Here is a 16,297-nt window from a genome sequence, read left to right on the forward strand (position 1 = left end):
AGACCTCATGAGCACCGCCGTCCTGCGCCAGCACGCCGAACACCAATACGCCGAGGAACTTGAGGAACTGCGCCGCCAGGACAACCGCCAGCGGCCCGCCAACTGGAAGCTGTCGCCCTGGGCGGTGGTGACCTACCTGCTCGGCGGCACGCTGGAGAACGGCTTCGTGGTCAGCCCCAAGTACATCGGCGACCGCCGCCTGATGGAAGTGGCCGTGGCGACCATCGCCACCGATCGCGCCCTGCTGCTGTTCGGTGTACCGGGCACCGCCAAGTCCTGGGTGTCCGAACACATGACCGCGGCGATCAGCGGCGATTCCACGCTGCTGGTGCAGGGCACCGCCGGCACCAGCGAAGAGCAGATCCGCTACGGCTGGAACTATGCGCAGCTGCTGGCCAACGGGCCCAGCGAGAAGGCGCTGGTGCCGAGTCCGCTGATGCAGGCCATGCGCCTGGGCAAGATCGCCCGCATCGAGGAGCTCACCCGCATTCCCGCCGACGTGCAGGACGCACTGATCACCGTGCTGTCGGAAAAGACCCTGCCGATCCCGGAGCTGGGCAGCGAAGTGCAGGCGGTGCGCGGCTTCAGCGTGATCGCCACCGCCAACAACCGCGACAAGGGCGTCAACGAACTGTCCAGCGCGCTGAAGCGCCGCTTCAACACCGTGATCCTGCCGGTGCCGTCCAGCGAGGAGGACGAAGTGGCGATCGTGCGCAAGCGAGTGGCCGAAATGGGCGCGGCGCTGGACCTGCCGGCCGAGCCGCCGGCGCTGCAGGAAGTGGCGCGCGTGGTGCGCATCTTCCGCGAGTTGCGCAACGGCGTCACCGAAGACGGCAAGGCCAAGCTGAAGAGCCCGACCGCCACGCTCTCCACCGCCGAGGCCATTTCCGTGATCAACAACGGCATGGCCCTGGCCGGCCATTTCGGCGACGGCGTGCTGCGTCCGGGCGACATGGCCGCCGGCATGATCGGCGCCATCGTCAAGGATCCGGTGCAGGACGCGCTGGTGTGGAAGGAATACCTGGAAACCGTGGTGAAGGAGCGCGAGGACTGGAAGGACCTGTACCGCGCGTTCCGCGAGCAGGCCTGAGCGAGCCGGCCTCGATGAGCGAAGCCATCTCCCTGTTCGGCATTCGCCACCACGGCCCCGGCTGCGCGCGCAGCCTGGTCGCCGCGTTGACGGCGTTGCAGCCGGACTGCGTGCTGATCGAAGGGCCGGCAGGTAACGAGGCATTGCTGCCGCACGTGCTAGAGGAGGGCATGCAGCCGCCGGTGGCCCTGCTGTCCTATTGCGTCGACGACCCGCAGTTAGCCGTGTTCCATCCGTATGCGGCGTACTCCCCGGAATGGCAGGCCATGCACTGGGCGCTGCGCAACGGCGTGGCGGTACGCTTCATGGACGTGCCGCCGGCCTTGACCCTGGAATGGCAGGCGCAGGCGCGCGCCGAGCGCGTGGCTGCGCCTGCAGACCAAACGTCGGAGCCGGCGGACACGCCGCCACCGGTGCAGGACGCCGCCGACGCACCCGAGGACGAGCGCGCCGAGGTGCGCCCGTCCGATCCGCTGGACTGGCTGGCGCGCGCCGCCGGCCATGCCGACGGCGAGACCTGGTGGAACCACATGGTGGAAGAGCGTGGCGATGGGCAAGGCCTGTTCGATGCCATCGCCGAGGCCATGACCGCCGTGCGGGCACACACGCCGGATCATCCCGGCCCGCGCGGCGAACACGAGGCCGTGCGCGAGGCCCACATGCGCAGCGCGCTGCGCAGTGCTGGCAAGGCCTTCGCGCGCGTCGCGGTGGTCTGCGGCGCCTGGCATGTGCCGGCGCTGCAGCCGGACGCGCTGCGCGCCAACAGCGCCACCGCGGACAGCCGCCTGCTCAAGGCCATGCCCAAGCGCAAGACGCAGAGCACCTGGGTGCCGTGGACCTATCGTCACCTGAGCATGGACAGCGGCTACGGCGCCGGCGTTGACGCGCCGGGCTGGTACGACCACCTGTGGCGCAGCAGCGGCGTTCACGACCAGCGCGCCGTCGGCTGGTATGCGCGGGTGGGGCGCCTGTTGCGCGAGCACGGACTCGATTGCTCGTCGGCGCACCTGATCGAGGCCACCCGCCTGGCCGACACGCTGGCCGCCTTGCGTGGTCATCCGGCCCCTGGCCTGGAGGACATCGCCGAAGCCAGCCGCGCGGTCATCTGCAACGGCGACGATGCGCCGATGCGGCTCATCCGCGAGCGCCTGATGATCGGCGATGCCCTGGGGCAGGTGCCCGACAGCGTGCCGGCGGTGCCGCTGCAGCGCGACCTGGAGGCGCAGCAGAAGCGCCTGCGCCTGAAACCCGAAGCGCTGGAAAAGACCCTGGATCTGGACCTGCGCAAGGACACCGACCTGGCACGCAGCCATCTGCTGCATCGGCTGCGCCTGATCGGCATCGAGTGGGGCCGGCTGGCGCGCACCGGGCAGTCCGCACGCGGCACCTTCCACGAAATCTGGCAACTGGCCTGGCAGCCGCAGTTCCTGGTGGACCTGGTGCAAGCCAGCCGCCACGGGCAGACCCTGGCCGATGCCGCGTCCAGCATGGCCATCGCGCAGGCACGCAAGGCCGAGGCGTTGCCTGCGCTGTCCGCGCTGGTGGACCAGGTACTGCTGGCCGACCTGCCGCAGGCGGTCAGCGCGATCGCGGCCGAACTCGAGGCCCGTGCCGCCACCGATGCCGACCCGCTGGCGCTGCTCGGCGCACTGCCGCCGCTGGCCAACGTGTACCGCTACGGCAATGTCCGCCAGACCGAGGGCCACCAGGTCGCGCACCTGTTCGACAGCATGCTGGCGCGTGCGGTCGTCGGCCTGACCCTGGCGCTGTCCAGCCTCGACGAGGCCCGCGCCGAGCAGGCACGCAGCATCGTCCTGGACGCCGACCGCGCCATCGGCCTGCGTGGCGACGCGGACGGCAGCGCCGACTGGCAGCAGGCCTTGCGACGCGTCGCGCTGTCGCCGGCATGCAACGCGCTGCTGCGGGGCGTGGCGCTGCGGCTGCTGTTCGACACGCAGGCGGTGCAGGCCGACACCGTGCACCTGCAACTGCAGCAGCAACTGTCGCCCGGTGCCGAACCGCTGCAGGCCGCGCAGTGGCTGGACGGCTTCCTCAACCGCAACGCCACCGTGCTGCTGCACGACGACGCCGTGTGGCAGATGATCGACGCCTGGGTCGTGGCGCTGGATGAGGCGCAACTGGTGCGCGTGCTGCCGTTGGTGCGACGCACCTTCGCCGCCTTCCAGCCGGCCGACCGCCGCGACCTGGGAACGCGCGTGCGCCAGGCGCCGATGGAGGCCCCCGTGGCCGCCGTCGCCCCGGACTGGAACCTGGCCCGCGCCGAGCGGGCCCTGCCGACGCTGCGCGAACTGCTGGGATTGACCGCATGACCGACACGACACCCACACCCGACACGGCCACCTCGCGCGCGCAGCGTTGGCGCCTGATCCTGGGGCAGGAGGCCGAATCCAGTTGCGGCGCCTTGCCCAAGCCGCTGCAGGGCATCGACCAGGCGCTGGCCGCGCTGTACGAACCCGATGGCCCAGGCGGCCTGGGGCGCCGCGGCGGGCGAGGGGCCTCCTCGCCCAACGTGGCCCGCTGGCTGGGCGACATCCGCCGCTACTTTCCGTCGTCGGTGGTGCAGGTGATGCAGCGCGACGCCCTGCAGCGCCTGGACCTCACCCAGATGCTGCTGGAAAAGGAAATGCTCGAGCAGGTGCAGCCCGACGTGCACCTGGTCGCCAACCTGATCGGCCTGAGCCGGGTCATTCCGGCGCAGACCAAGGACACCGCGCGCATGGTGGTGCGCCAGGTGGTGGAGCGCCTGCTGCGCCAGTTGGAGGAACCGATGCGCTCGGCGGTGACCGGCGCCCTGGATCGCGCCCGCCGCAACCGCCGCCCGCGCCTGGCCGAGATCGACTGGCACCGCACCATCCGCAGCAACCTGCGGCACTGGCAGCCGGAGTTGCGTACCGTGGTGCCGCAGGACCTGGTCGGTTACGGCCGCAAGGCCAGAAAGCCGCAACGCGAAGTGTTGCTGTGCATCGACCAGAGCGGCTCGATGGCCGCCTCGGTGGTGTATTCCAGCATCTTCGGCGCGGTGATGGCCTCGCTGCCGGCAGTGTCCACGCGCCTGGTCGTGTTCGACACCGAAGTGGTCGACATGAGCGAGCAACTGGACGACCCGGTAGACCTGCTGTTCGGCGTGCAACTGGGCGGCGGCACCGACATCCACCGCGCGGTGAGCTACTGCCAGGGCATCATCCGCGAACCGCACAACGCCATCCTGGTGCTGATCTCGGACCTGTACGAAGGCGGCGTCGAGGAGCGGCTGCTGGCGCGCGCCCGCGAACTGATCGAATCCGGCGTGCAGTTCATCGTGCTGCTCGCCCTCAGCGACGAAGGCACGCCGTCCTACGACCGCGCCCTGGCCGCCAAGCTGGCGGCGCTGGGCGTACCGTCGTTCGCCTGCACGCCGGATGCCTTCCCGGGCCTGATGGCCGCAGCGATCCGCCGTGATGACATCCAGCAGTGGGCCGGGGCGCAGGGGTTGGTGACGGTGCGGTGAGGTTTGTCGGTCTGATGGGGGCTGGTTGGCGGCTACTTCAGGCGCTTGATTTTTACATAAGATACATTATGCGAAATTGTCTGTGTGCCACGGACTTACGTGACGCCGCACGTAACCGGAACCAGGCCAGGAAAGCGCGTCAGCAGTCGATAGTTAAGGTTGTGGTTGTAGACCTGCGGCCTGGCGGGAACGCCCCTTCGGCCGGATGGCTGGATAAGGCGTCTACGCATGTGCAAGCCCCTGCACCCGACAATGATGGGGGTACGAAACGGGGAACGCCATGGAACGCCAAGAACCGACACTGGGAAAAGACGAGGATCTAAAAGAACTGGAATTCAGGCCCAGGAGCTATCGCGGCCCGGCTAAACACATCGCCAGCGATAGTTCGGATTTCTGGATAAGAGCGGGAGTATGCCTAATCGTGTTGATAGTTACAGCGATGTGGCTAATAGAGTGGAATGCGCGACGTCAAGCTGCCGCAATGACCGCGGAACTGATGCGACCAATGACAAAGAATGAAGAACTGCAACTGAAGGCTCAAGCGGAAAGGTTCAAAAAAAAGATAGATGAGGAAAACGCAGCAGAAATGGAGAGCCTCAGAAAAGCGCTCTGGAATACCAAGGAGGAAATTTCAGTATACAGGCCAAGACCCCTAGAGGCAGGAGAAAGATGCATGCAAGGGCGGCGATTGCAACGAATAGAAAACGGATGGAAGCAACTCAAAGATCCGTGCTGAGTGAGTTGCCCGTAGGGGTGCTGCCCCTACACCCCGCTGCCTTCGACCTGCGCGACCTGAGGCGGATCGGCGACCAGGGCTACATCTACCGGCTCGAGCACAGCAAGACCCAGCAAGCCGGCGTCACGGCCACGTCGACGCCGGACAAGCCGGTCCTGGATCGGGCCGCCCTTGCCCTGCAGAATTGGCTGGAGGCGGCTGACATCACCGAGGGGGCAATTTTTCGCCGGCTCTGGAAGCGGCGGGTCGTCCCTGCCCTGTCCCCGGCCGCCGTCGCGGAAATCGTGCAGCGGCGGGCGCAATTGGCCAGGCTAGAGGGGGATTTTGGTGGACACAGCCTGCGGTCTGGCTTCGTGACCGAAGCGAGTCGCCAGGGTGTTTCGCTGCCGGCGATCATGCAGCTGACCGAGCATCGGTCGGTGTCGAGCGTGATTGGCTACTTCCAGACAGGTGGCGCTACGACGAACCCCGCCGCTCGCCTACTGGAGGACTGATCATCGCTGAGTTCACGAGCTTGGTACGTGCGTGCTCCACCATCGCTTCATCTGCGGCATGCCACGCGCCGCGGAAGACTTGCAAGGCGAGGAGCCGAACCTAGAGGCTCGATCCGCAATTCCTTGACTTTCTTCTTCCTCCAAGCCTCGGGCGCTCGATGGTGGGCGCTGGGAAATTCTTGCCGACTATATTCTTGTGATCGATCAGTCCGTCGAAGCGACGCACGGACACACCGTCTACAGGCTGATGTGATCCATTGATGAAGGAACAATGTGATGATTCCCGACGTTTCGATCTCAATGATCCGCCGGGATTTGGGCGCCCTTCGCGACCACGTGCAACGGCTGTTTGGCGCTGAACAGAGACGGATCGTGTCAAGCTGCATCCGATCCGTCGTGGACCGTCGCGAATTCACCCGACACCACTACAACGAAGCCATGCGCGCCATCGCAGCTAAGATCGAGGGTCGGCCTGATTGCGAGGTAATGGCCGCCATGCTGGGCGCCTACCATAAGGAAACCGGTTCATTCGAAGATGCCAGGTTTGCTGCCTATCTCAACATCGTGGCCTGCGTCCACAACATGCGGGCAGTCGCCGACAATCTGGTGCACCTAGCCTACTTCGCCACCGGCATGAACCTGGACAACGCAACCTGTATCGAGGAAAGGTCGATCAGCTTGCACAAGGTCAAGGACAAGCTTCCTGCACCCGAGCTCGTTGAGGACCTGAAGATCCTGCATTTCCATGACGATTTCAGGTATTTGGTCGCTCTGGACAACCTCTGCAAGCATCGCAGCATAGTGGATGTGGGCTTTTCCGTCAGTGAAGTTGAGGCTACCCATGGCATGCGGATAAACGCCTTCTCCTATGAAGGCACCAATTACCCGCAGCGATGGGTCAAGCCGCTACTAGTTGCCGAATACCAGCGCCAAGAAATCCAGATCATGCTGGCTGGAAATCACTTGAACGACTATGTGGGTGGCCTCCGTAGCCGGCACCTGGGTCCACCAAGCCTAGAGCATTAATGCATCGGGATCGGCGCACGCACCAGCGCCGGCAATGCAGCAGCGAATCCGGAGTGCTCGGCCCTACGCAGCTTCCGGCGCATTGTCGACCAATGCTTCGCGGCGGCTGATCCGATTCCTCAACGCCCTGATCATCGCCGCGTACTTCTCGGCTTCCTTCCGATTCTTTTCATAGTAAAGGTCCTTTGTGTTGCCGGTGCGCATGGCCAACTCAATGAACTGCTCCGCCTCACGCAGAAGACGCCCACTCGATCGCGCGTAGGGTTGGCGGGCAACAGCGTGGTATCGCGCGATTGCGCGTCTCAGCATGCATAGGGCCGTGGTTTTGCCCAACTCCTCGGCCTGCGCGATTGACTTGTCGCCGTGACCGAGCCGTCCCTGCTTGTAGAGGATCAGGCCCAGCGTAAGGTGGGCATCGGCGTTCTTAGAGTCGAGCTCGACAGCCGCATGCGCTACCGGGAGCGCCGCCGCCGCATCGCGTAGAGTTCTAAAGAGGAACGATGCATACCGCTCATGCAGCGCAGCGTTCAATGGTTCGTCCTGCAGCGCAAGTTCGAAGAGCTCTCGTGCGCTCTTATAGTCCTTTTTGAAGGTCGCGATCTTCGCCGCCTTCGCGAATTCGCTCCGGAAAGCATCCGCCACTCGGTCCTGGCGATAGTTCTTGGCGATCTCAAAGCGTTCCGTGGCCAGCTTGTCGACCCGAGTCGCGGTCTTCTCTAGCTTCTCCGCCTCATGCTGGACCAAACGCTTTTTCTTCTGCCTGAAGAACTCCTTGGCTAGCTCGACGATCTCCATTTCGTACGTCTCGCCGTGGTCAACGACCGTGGCAAAGTAGGTTTCGGCCAAGCTCGCCTGGAACTCCGCATGCTGCACGCCAATCTCGCGACAAACGTCGCCTACTGACTTTCCATCGACGGGGGTGACTAACAAAACGAGAGTCATGAAGACGTCTTGGACGGTCGGCAGCATGCGCTGCCACGCATCTTCGTACAGAAACTCTAGGAGCTCATCGTTGGTTTTGCGAAGGATTTGGTCCAAGCCTTCCTGCACGCTCGATGACGATCGAGCGATGTATCGCACCAGAGTGTCGATCAGTAGCGGCTTATACATCAGCTGCTCGCAGGCGCGGCGTAACTTCGTTTCCCCCGACTGCTGGATCGCGACTGCTCCGTACACGTCACCGAGCCGCTGGATGAGCGTGAGAGCCTCGGGTTCCGAAAGTTTGGCCACCGGCACAGGCTCGGCGGCGAGCAACTCCCGCCGGCGGGACGTGATGACGACCCGCCCTATGGATCTGGCGACGTGCTTGAGGAAATCGCCCAAAGCCTCAGCGTCAGCGGTAGACGTAGCCAGCGTTTCAGTATTGTCGATGATGAGCAACACATCACCACGCAAGAAGCCTTCGGCCTTCAATTCGCCTGCCGCCTTGTCGACGAGGGCGCGGCCCTCAGCCCGATACCAGTCCCGGCCCAGGACAGGGCCGAGGCAGTACATCAGCTCCCGGACGCTGTCCTCCATCGCCTCGGCCATGCCCTTAATGTGGATGAGTCCATCTTCCGACCAGCGTGTTCGCTTGGCCGTGTAGTAGCTAATAATCGACGGCACGGGCGCCTTGATCTCTTCCTCGCCCTCGATGAGCGAATTGAAGAATTCGAGGACCAACGTGGTCTTGCCGAAGCCGCCATCACCGAACACGAGGCATGGGCGGTAGTCAGTCATTTCGTCGAACCAGTCGACAAGTTTTTCGAGTTCGCGCTTTCGTCCAACGAACGTCGACGTCTGTCGACCCGGTATGTTGTGAAGCACGAGCTTTGACCCGTCACGGGACGGGACTTCAGTCCAGTGGAACTTGTCCGGCCGCACCCCGTCAGTGGCGAAAACATTGGTCGCGGGTAGATCGACAGTCAGCACGCGAGCGTTGTGCAACGATAGCAACTGCGCATGCAGCTTCCAGACACCTCGACTGGGGCCTATCTTGGTGACGACGATCGGGTGGTCGTCAATGACAAGCGGTGTGGCGCTCCGGACCTCAATATCGCCGACGCGAAGCTGCAAGCCGGCCGGCGTGTTCCTAGGTAACACACCGGTATCGACGGCTAAGAGCCGCGTGATTAGTGCCTCGGTCTTCTCGGACCACAAAGCGGCCGTAGGTACATCGACGACACCGTGGCCCAAGCGTTGATTGCGGAATCGAACCCATTCATTCAACGCAGCCACGAGCGGCGGATCGCCGGCGTCGCTCACCTCGAACCAGCCACGGAAGTACTGGCGCGACACCAATCCGCGAATCGCCGGGACGAGGTGATCGAGGACTTCAACCGGCAAACCGTCCGAGGGCTGCCCGAAACGGTCGAGGTACCCCTCCAGCTCCGTGTCGTGCTCTGTCGCGGGCGCCGCCTGGTGGACGATCTCGATCGCGCAGATCGCGGCGCTTTGCAGCACGGATCGCAAAATCGAAGACAGGTGCGTCAGCGCAGCGACGCCGGGGCCCAGACCGCGAGCGATGGCGAGTTCAGATTGATAAAGGCTATGCATTCTGTAATCACACATGTTGGAGACGCGCGGATCGCGCGCGCGCGTCCAGTCGATACAGCGAAAGACCAACACCCCAATCGCACCATAGCGAGTTCGGACGGGGCCTACAACATGGCCGGGCCCGGTTAGCTAACGGGACGAATTTGCCGCCAACTGGCCAAAGCCGGAGTCCGCCACCGGAGATTTCGTCATTCACCCCACGCGAGCGTCGACTACGCATGTCAATTATTGGCTAGTCAGCCCGGTTCGGCGGCGGCTTCATTCTTTGGATATGCAACGGCACTTCTTGCGCTCCTGCCCGCTCCATCACTGAGGTCACCATACCTTGCAAATAGACCTCCAACAGCTCAGGCTGCGAGAGCGCGGCAAAGCGGTCGCCACATTCCCCCATGAACCGAAGGAGCTTTTCTTTGGAGGTGCAGAGGTAAGTAGCCTTCAACCTATCATAAAGTTCAATTGGATCATTGATCGGGCCCGATCTTTGGCGTATCTGCCCAAAAAAGGTCTCTGGATATCGCTTCCAAGCAGCAAATTCCTCAGGGCTGAGCTGATTGGTGTAGATCGCGCGCCCGCCTTCGTTCCGATTAATAATCAATGCGACTATCCCGTTGTCGTCCATCACGCAGGCGTCCTCCAAGGTGCCAATCACTCCATCGTCCATCTGATATCGGTGTCCAATGAGCAAGCGGTTTGACGGTAACCCAGGAATTTCCCCTTCAAATGTGGAAGGCAGGTCAATGTGTTCCTGGATCGATGCCAAGAGTGCCTCGACCTCAGGGTTGCGTGAGCGCATCTCAATCTTTTGCTGCAGAGCCAGGGACCGACCGGTCCGATAGTCATCGATCTTAAACCCCTCGACGATAGCTCCCGCATCGGGAACCTGAGTTTCGAGATGGTGATGGTCCGGATAGTTGGTGATAAACACTACGGCGGGCGGCAGCGTTGCTGCCTTGGGTTGTTCCTCGAACTTTCGAAGCATATTGATGCTGATCGTTCGCCAGTCATGTGGCCCGCCCGGAACATAGGAGTAGGCGTGCGTGTTCAGATCAACGAAGATCAGACGGTCATGTGGCGTTGCCTTCTTCAGCGCATCACTCACCAGCCCAGTAAACTTTCCAAGACGCTGCTCCCCCTGCTTCTGAGCATCCTGGTTTCGGGTCTTGCACTCGACGCCGAAGGCTTTTCCGGTCCGCGCGTAGGTTGCTGTGTACTCTACATGCCTGGAACGGCGATCGGTTTCATCTTCCCATTCGAGTTCGAACCCTGCCCGCAACAGCATAGCCGCAACACGGATCTCATAACGCACCCCGATAAACTGATCCTGGCTCTTCAAACGCCCAATCAGTGATTTCCGTAGCTCAGGGGTGCGCGTCTGATCATTGTTATGTTCCAGTGTGTAGATGTCATACGCCAGCGAAAGAAACGCGCTAACCGCACCGGTCATCGGCGTTCGGCGTGTTTCGCCTGGCGCCAGATTGGCAGCTTTGGACGCAAGCAGCATCCTTTCATGCCACTGAATGACAGGATGACGTTCGCTCTGTTCCATCTGGGTCTGGGCTTCGACCCAGTCCCGCCCCAGTACATCGAAGATATAGCTATACAGGAAGTCCTGAAATGTTGGCCATGCGCCTTGAAATAGACGATGGCCCACAGCGACGGTTCGCCTACCGGCTGTCTGGGGCGCGATGATAGGACGACCTAGGCCTTGCTGTCGCTGCTGTTGTAACAAATTTATCTCGGCCTTGCGCTGAGCATCCGCGGCGCCTCGCGAGATCATCTCTTCATAGTTGACATTGGGGCCGCCGTGGCAGCGCTTGAACTTCTTGCCGCTTCCGCACGGGCAGAGTTCGTTCCTGCTTGGCTTAGTTCTGCCCATGTTTGGCTCTTTCTCCATTCTTCCTTGACGGCGGCCTACTCCAGCCGCTCACCACTTCCTTCAATGGTCGTGCGGAGGTAGAAGCAATCGCTTTGATGTGCCTCATTAGCACTTTACAGCCTACGCACCGGGCCGGGAACAGCCCTACTCTACCCCCGATAAATTTCCCTAATCGCCTCACGGCCGCTCAAGATATCGGTATAAGCCGAACCTAAAAGCCGGGTTTGCTAGCCCCAATTTACTTCTCTTCATCTAAGCGTGGGCGTACATATCGGAGATCCTGTCTACGAGAAGCACCAAGTTGCTGATAGTTAGCTCGGGCTTGTGTGAGGCTGAGATTGCCATTCGGACCGCCTAGTACCTCATCAGCATCATCGTCATCTTGGCCATCATCCTCCCAGAAGCAAACGGCGCAAATCTCAAATGCCGCTCGCTCGGACAGCGTCTTGTAGCCACAGCAGGGGCAGCGCAGTGGGAGGTCTTTGATCAGCATGACGTGGCTACCCAGTGAAATGGATCCCCGGATCCAGTGGAAATGCGCCCTGCAGCGGAGATGCCACGCGACGCTTGGATCGAGACTACCTTTTATAGGCGATACAGACTGCCAGCGCCGCTCGCCTGCGCAGCGTCTGTGCAGTCAGCCATCGGCAACCCCTGCGACCATCCCGCCGCCATGGCCTGCGCATCACGCAATGGATCGGACGCCCTGGCGCGCTCATTGCGGAGACGGCAGGTTTCGGGGTCTTGAGCGAACAGGCCGCGTGCGAACAGTCTGCCCTGCTCTGCCAGCTTGGTGGTCTTGGGTCCACGGATTGCGGCAAAGCGCGGCAATGCTTGATCCAGCGCGCCGTCTGCCTCTTCGAGGCACCGCGCCAGATGCCAGGCGTCTTCCAACGCCTGACATGCGCCCTGGCCCGAGGTCGGCAGTGGCGCGTGCGCCGCATCGCCGACGAGCAGCACGTTCGCTCGGCTCCATGTGTGCAGCGGATCCACGTCGTGCACAGCAATCAGTTGGATGGCCTGCGCCGGCGTGGCTTCGATGAGGCGGGCGACCGGCTCCGGCCATCTTGCAAACAGATCCATCAGTTCCTTGCGCATCTCCGCCGCTGGCGTCGCCTCCGGCAATGGCCGCGCCTGCGCGGCGGCCCAGTACACCAGATCCGTCCGGATCGGGACGCAGCCGAAACGATCACCAGCCCCCCAGCAGTCATGAATCGCCATGTCGCTCAGCAACGCGCCATTCCCTTGCGCAACGCCGATCCAGTTCACGAATCCTTGGTAGATGGGCGTGTTGTCCCCGGCGACGAACTTGCGCGCCACCGAGCCCATGCGGCCATCCGCGCCAATGAGCAGATCCGGACAGATGCTCTTCCCGTTCTCGAACCGCGCCACGGCCTTGCCGCCGGCATCCAGGTCGATCGCGATGGCTCGATGCCCGAACTCCACCTGGATACCAGCGCGTGCCACGTGGTCGAGCAGTACCGCCTGCAGGTCGCGGCGCAGGATCGTGTGGGTCGGGTAGCCCATGAGTTGGTCCAGCAGGGTGATGTCCAGGCCTCCCAGCGCGCTACCCGCTGCGTCTTTGCGGTGTACCGACACTGGCCGACCGCCCACTGCCCCGACATCCTCCAACAATCCGAGCTCCTGCAACACAAAGCCCGCGTTGGGCCAAAGCGTCACGCCAGCGCCCATGGTGGCCGGCCCGTTCCGGCGTTCATAGACGCAGACGGTGTGCCCCTGCTTGTGCAACGCGAGGGCCGCGCTCAAGCCTGCGATGCCGCCACCCAGTATTCCGATTTCCATGCCGATGCATCCCGATTCAATTGGTCCAGGCGTGCCCCTGAAGGGCAGCCGTTGGACGGGAGTGCATCTTGGACCTCGCCAATTCCGTCAACTAGCATGCGAAAATGGTGGGGTTTCATACCCCAGTTGGGATAATGGTGCGCAGCGACCTCGACCTCAATGCAGTCCGCGTCTATGTGGCCGTCGTCGACGCGCAGAGCTTTTCCGGGGCCGGGCGCCTGCTGGCGTTGCCGTCGTCCAACGTCAGCCGTCACGTCGCGGCGCTGGAGCGCAGGCTGGGCGTGCGCTTGCTGGAACGCAGCACGCGCCATCTGCGCATGACGGAAGCCGGAAAGCTGGTGTATGCGCGCGCCAAGCCGGTCCTCGACGCCTTGCTGGCCACGGAGGAGGAGCTTGGCGTAGTCCAGCGCGAATTGAAGGGGCCCCTCAGGATGTGCATGCCCAACGAAGCGCCCAGGTTGCTCGCGCCGATCCTCGCGGAATTCTGCAGTCTCCATCCGGGCATCGAGTTGGAATGCGACACCCGCCTGACCGGCCTGGAGGTGTTGCGCGAGGACATGGATCTCTCCATCGTCTTCCACCGGGGGCGTCAGGACGACAGCGCGTTCATCACCCGCGAACTGGCGACCTTACCCAGCATCGTGGTCGCGTCCCCCGTGCTCCTGGCCCAAACCGGAATGCCGCGCCATGTGCGCGAACTCAAGTCCCTGCCGTGCATCACCACCGTGAGCGCACTGAAGGGGCAGCCCTGGCAGTTTCTCGATCCTGCGGGTGAGGTCGTGAAGGTACCGGTGCGCAGCCGCTATCGCGTCAACAGCGGGGAACTCGCGGTGGCCGGCGCGCGCCAGGGTCTCGGCTTTGCGATCGTTGCGGCCTACCCGTGCCAGGAAGATCTTGCCGCAGGCAGGTTGCAGGAAGTGCCCCTGGATCTACGCCCTGCCCCGCTGCAATTGCTTGGTGCCTACAGTCACCGTCACTCGGTCACTGCGCGGGTTCGGGCGTTGCTGGAGTTCATCCAGGTGCGGTTGCAGGGGTTTGGTGGGCCATCCCAGGTGACCGCCAAATCAACAACGCGGCGTGGGAAGCGTGCCTGATCAGTTGCTGCGCGAACTGCTGTCCTGCCCAGCTCCTGCTGTTTGCAGCCGTTGACTTTCGCGGTACAGAAGCAACCATGCTCAGCGACAGGACTCCGGCAACTTCTCCAGCAAGCCTGCCACCACCGGCGTCAGCCGGTTCGCGACCTCCGGCGGAATCGCCTCACCAGCCCCCTGCCCGCCTTCGCTGCGGGCTTGCTCGCAGGCCTTGAGGATCCGCGGGCGCATGCCGGACCAGAGCGCCCTGCACTGCCAGCCATCCCGGCCCAGCGGCAGCACAGCGTAGGCGATCGACTGGCATTCCTGCGCGGCACGGGCGCCCAACGGTTGGCCGGCGTACTCGTGCGGCACGGTGTCCAGCGTCGGTTGGTAATAGCTGTCGGGGAACGCGGCCGCGTAGCGTTCGGGGTCCAGCTGCAGCGGCAGGCCGGTCGCCGTCAGGTCGAGCGCGCGGCCGCACGGTGCGGCGGCGGCGATGCGCTGGATCGCCTGGTAGATCGGCTGGTCCAGGTCGGGTTCGCGTGCCGTCACCTCGGACGTTGCGGCCAGCACCGGCAGGCGGGCGCGGTTGGCCATCTTCGCCAGTTCACCAGAATGAGCCGGTGCGCAGCGTTCGCGGACGCTGGCGGCGATCAGGAATGTGGCGTCGCGCGCGAATGCTGGATCGCTGTGCAGCAGTGTGGTGATGCGCTTGTCGGCTGCATCTTCGGACAATGGCGCGACATGAAATGCGGGCACAGTTGGCGGGTGGATCGCCGCGGTCGCAGCAGCACGCGGTGTCGGTGCCACGTGCCCATGCTTGCGCAATGCCAACAGCACGCCACCGGCAACGACGACGCCACAGGTGGCGATCGCGATCGCCCAAAGCATCGGCGACTTCAGGTGCATCGACCCGCGTCCTCAGCCCTGCACCGGGGTGATCGTGGCGTCCTCTGCCTCGTAGGTGGCATTGGCGATATCGGCCTTGAAGTCTGCCAGATGCAGCCGCCCCTGCAGGTGGAACGGGTCCCACAGCTCGGGTACGTCGATCGGCTTGCGCAGCACCACGTGCAGGATCTGGTTCGGTGGCGGTGGCGGCACGTGGATGCATGCGCCATAGAACGGCACGAACAGCAGTTCGCTGACCTTGCCCTGGTCGTCGCTTTCCAGCGGCACCACGTAGCCGTCCAGGGCGAAACGTTTGCCTTCCAGGCCCTTCACCACTTGCGACGAACCGAACTGGGCGGCGCGCTGGGTGCCAGAGTGGTCGATCGGCATGCCGTTGACCACGGACGGGCCATCGTCGACGGGCGCCGCCTGGTCCATCACCGCGGCGTCGCCGCGCCAGGCCGTGCCGATCCGCGGCGGCGGGCGCTGGTAGATGTCGTTGGCCGGCGCCAGTTGTTCCCAGCGTTCCACTGTGCCCGGGACGGCGTCGGCTGCTGCGGTCGCGTGCGTCGCTGCCGGTGATGGTGTCGGCGTGGCGTCCGGCTGCTTCCCGCCATCACCTTGGCAGCCCGCCAGCAGGCACAGCACCGCGGCCAGCAGGAAATGGCAATCAGCTTTTTTCATAAGGATGCAGGTGGGCCTGCTCCATCGTGTAGGCGGTGCCGGCGAGTTCGCCGTGCAGAGTTTCCGCGCGCAGTTGGCCGCTCAGGTAGAACGGGCTGTACATGTCGGGCGGGTCGATCGGAGTGTCCAGGCGCACATGCACGATCTGGTTCGGCGGCGGCGGTGGCACGTGGATGCAGGCACCGTAGTACGGCACGAACAGGAACTCGCGCACGCGGCCGGCGTCGTCGCTGTCCAGCGGCACCACGTAGCCCGGCAGGCGTACCTTGCGCGCCAGCACGGCAGCCACGGTGTTGTAGGTACCGGTCTGCGGCATCGCACGCTTGCCGGTGTGGTCGACCGCTGGTTCTTCGCTGTTTTCCAGCGCCTTCAGTTCGGCCGGCGGCAGCATCGCGCTCCAGTCCAGTTCGCGATAGCCGTCGGCATCGGGCTCGCCCAGTGGCGGATTGATCGCGGCGTCGTTGGCTGGTGCTGGCTGCGCCGCCGCTGTCGCCTGCGCTTTTTCCGGGATGGGGGGGTGTTGCTGGCGGCCACAGCCGCACAGCAGTGCGAGCGCCAGCAAGGGAAGGATCCAGCGGGTCATG

General features: G+C 63.7%; 12 protein-coding genes and 1 pseudogene. 7 read left to right on the top strand and 6 right to left on the bottom strand.

Going from position 1 to position 16,297, the window contains the following annotated elements; genetic code table 11:
• Positions 1-7 precede the first annotated feature (7 nt).
• The 6 genes and pseudogenes from SLW55_RS10685 to SLW55_RS10710 all read left to right on the top strand — a co-directional run bounded on the left by SLW55_RS10685 (position 8) and on the right by SLW55_RS10710 (position 6,854).
• Positions 8-1,090, top strand: coding sequence for an AAA family ATPase (locus tag SLW55_RS10685; protein ID WP_320745089.1), 1,083 nt, complete (start codon positions 8-10; stop codon positions 1,088-1,090).
• Between the two features lie 14 nt (positions 1,091-1,104).
• Positions 1,105-3,420 (top strand): DUF5682 family protein, encoded by a 2,316-nt coding sequence (locus tag SLW55_RS10690; protein WP_320745090.1) that lies wholly within the window; start codon positions 1,105-1,107, stop codon positions 3,418-3,420.
• Positions 3,417-4,598: a VWA domain-containing protein gene (locus tag SLW55_RS10695; protein ID WP_320745091.1), complete on the top strand. Its 1,182-nt coding sequence runs from the start codon at positions 3,417-3,419 to the stop codon at positions 4,596-4,598. Before SLW55_RS10690 ends, SLW55_RS10695 begins: the two co-directional genes overlap by 4 nt.
• Before the next feature lie 280 nt (positions 4,599-4,878).
• On the top strand, positions 4,879-5,334 hold the full coding sequence (locus SLW55_RS10700) for a hypothetical protein (protein ID WP_320745092.1): 456 nt from the start codon (positions 4,879-4,881) through the stop codon (positions 5,332-5,334).
• A gap of 35 nt (positions 5,335-5,369) precedes the next feature.
• Positions 5,370-5,828 (top strand): annotated as a pseudogene (locus SLW55_RS10705) (tyrosine-type recombinase/integrase); the annotation flags it as partial.
• Positions 5,829-6,104: 276 nt separating this feature from the next.
• The gene (locus tag SLW55_RS10710; RefSeq protein WP_320745093.1) at positions 6,105-6,854 is read left to right on the top strand and encodes a hypothetical protein; all 750 of its coding nucleotides are present in this window, start codon (positions 6,105-6,107) and stop codon (positions 6,852-6,854) included.
• 63 nt (positions 6,855-6,917) lie between these two features.
• Here SLW55_RS10710 and SLW55_RS10715 read toward each other — a convergent pair whose 3' ends face one another.
• The 3 genes from SLW55_RS10715 to SLW55_RS10725 all read right to left on the bottom strand — a co-directional run bounded on the left by SLW55_RS10715 (position 6,918) and on the right by SLW55_RS10725 (position 13,068).
• Positions 6,918-9,461 carry an ATP-binding protein gene (locus tag SLW55_RS10715; RefSeq protein ID WP_320745094.1) on the bottom strand — a complete coding sequence of 848 codons (2,544 nt, stop codon included), beginning with the start codon at positions 9,459-9,461 and terminating at the stop codon, positions 6,918-6,920.
• 160 nt (positions 9,462-9,621) lie between these two features.
• Positions 9,622-11,265 carry an SEC-C domain-containing protein gene (locus SLW55_RS10720; protein ID WP_320745095.1) on the bottom strand — a complete coding sequence of 548 codons (1,644 nt, stop codon included), beginning with the start codon at positions 11,263-11,265 and terminating at the stop codon, positions 9,622-9,624.
• 585 nt (positions 11,266-11,850) lie between these two features.
• Positions 11,851-13,068: an FAD-dependent oxidoreductase gene (locus SLW55_RS10725; protein ID WP_320745096.1), complete on the bottom strand. Its 1,218-nt coding sequence runs from the start codon at positions 13,066-13,068 to the stop codon at positions 11,851-11,853.
• A 134-nt stretch (positions 13,069-13,202) separates the two neighbouring features.
• Here SLW55_RS10725 and SLW55_RS10730 point away from each other — a divergent pair, with 134 nt between their 5' ends.
• Entirely contained in the window at positions 13,203-14,162 is a 960-nt protein-coding gene (locus SLW55_RS10730) for a LysR family transcriptional regulator (RefSeq protein WP_320745097.1), read from the top strand.
• An 81-nt stretch (positions 14,163-14,243) separates the two neighbouring features.
• On the opposite strand, the gene SLW55_RS10735 is transcribed toward SLW55_RS10730, so the two are convergent.
• The 3 genes from SLW55_RS10735 to SLW55_RS10745 are packed head-to-tail and all read right to left on the bottom strand — an operon-like array spanning position 14,244 to position 16,296.
• Positions 14,244-15,050, bottom strand: coding sequence for a hypothetical protein (locus SLW55_RS10735; protein ID WP_320745098.1), 807 nt, complete (start codon positions 15,048-15,050; stop codon positions 14,244-14,246).
• A gap of 12 nt (positions 15,051-15,062) precedes the next feature.
• Positions 15,063-15,713, bottom strand: coding sequence for a DUF3299 domain-containing protein (locus SLW55_RS10740; protein ID WP_320745100.1), 651 nt, complete (start codon positions 15,711-15,713; stop codon positions 15,063-15,065).
• Complete coding sequence (locus SLW55_RS10745) at positions 15,700-16,296, bottom strand: DUF3299 domain-containing protein (protein ID WP_320745101.1); 597 nt, start codon at positions 16,294-16,296, stop codon at positions 15,700-15,702. Before SLW55_RS10745 ends, SLW55_RS10740 begins: the two co-directional genes overlap by 14 nt.
• Position 16,297: the final 1 nt, after the last annotated feature.

This window comes from Xanthomonas sp. LF06-19, assembly GCF_034105425.1.
Lineage (GTDB): Bacteria > Pseudomonadota > Gammaproteobacteria > Xanthomonadales > Xanthomonadaceae > Xanthomonas_A > Xanthomonas_A sontii.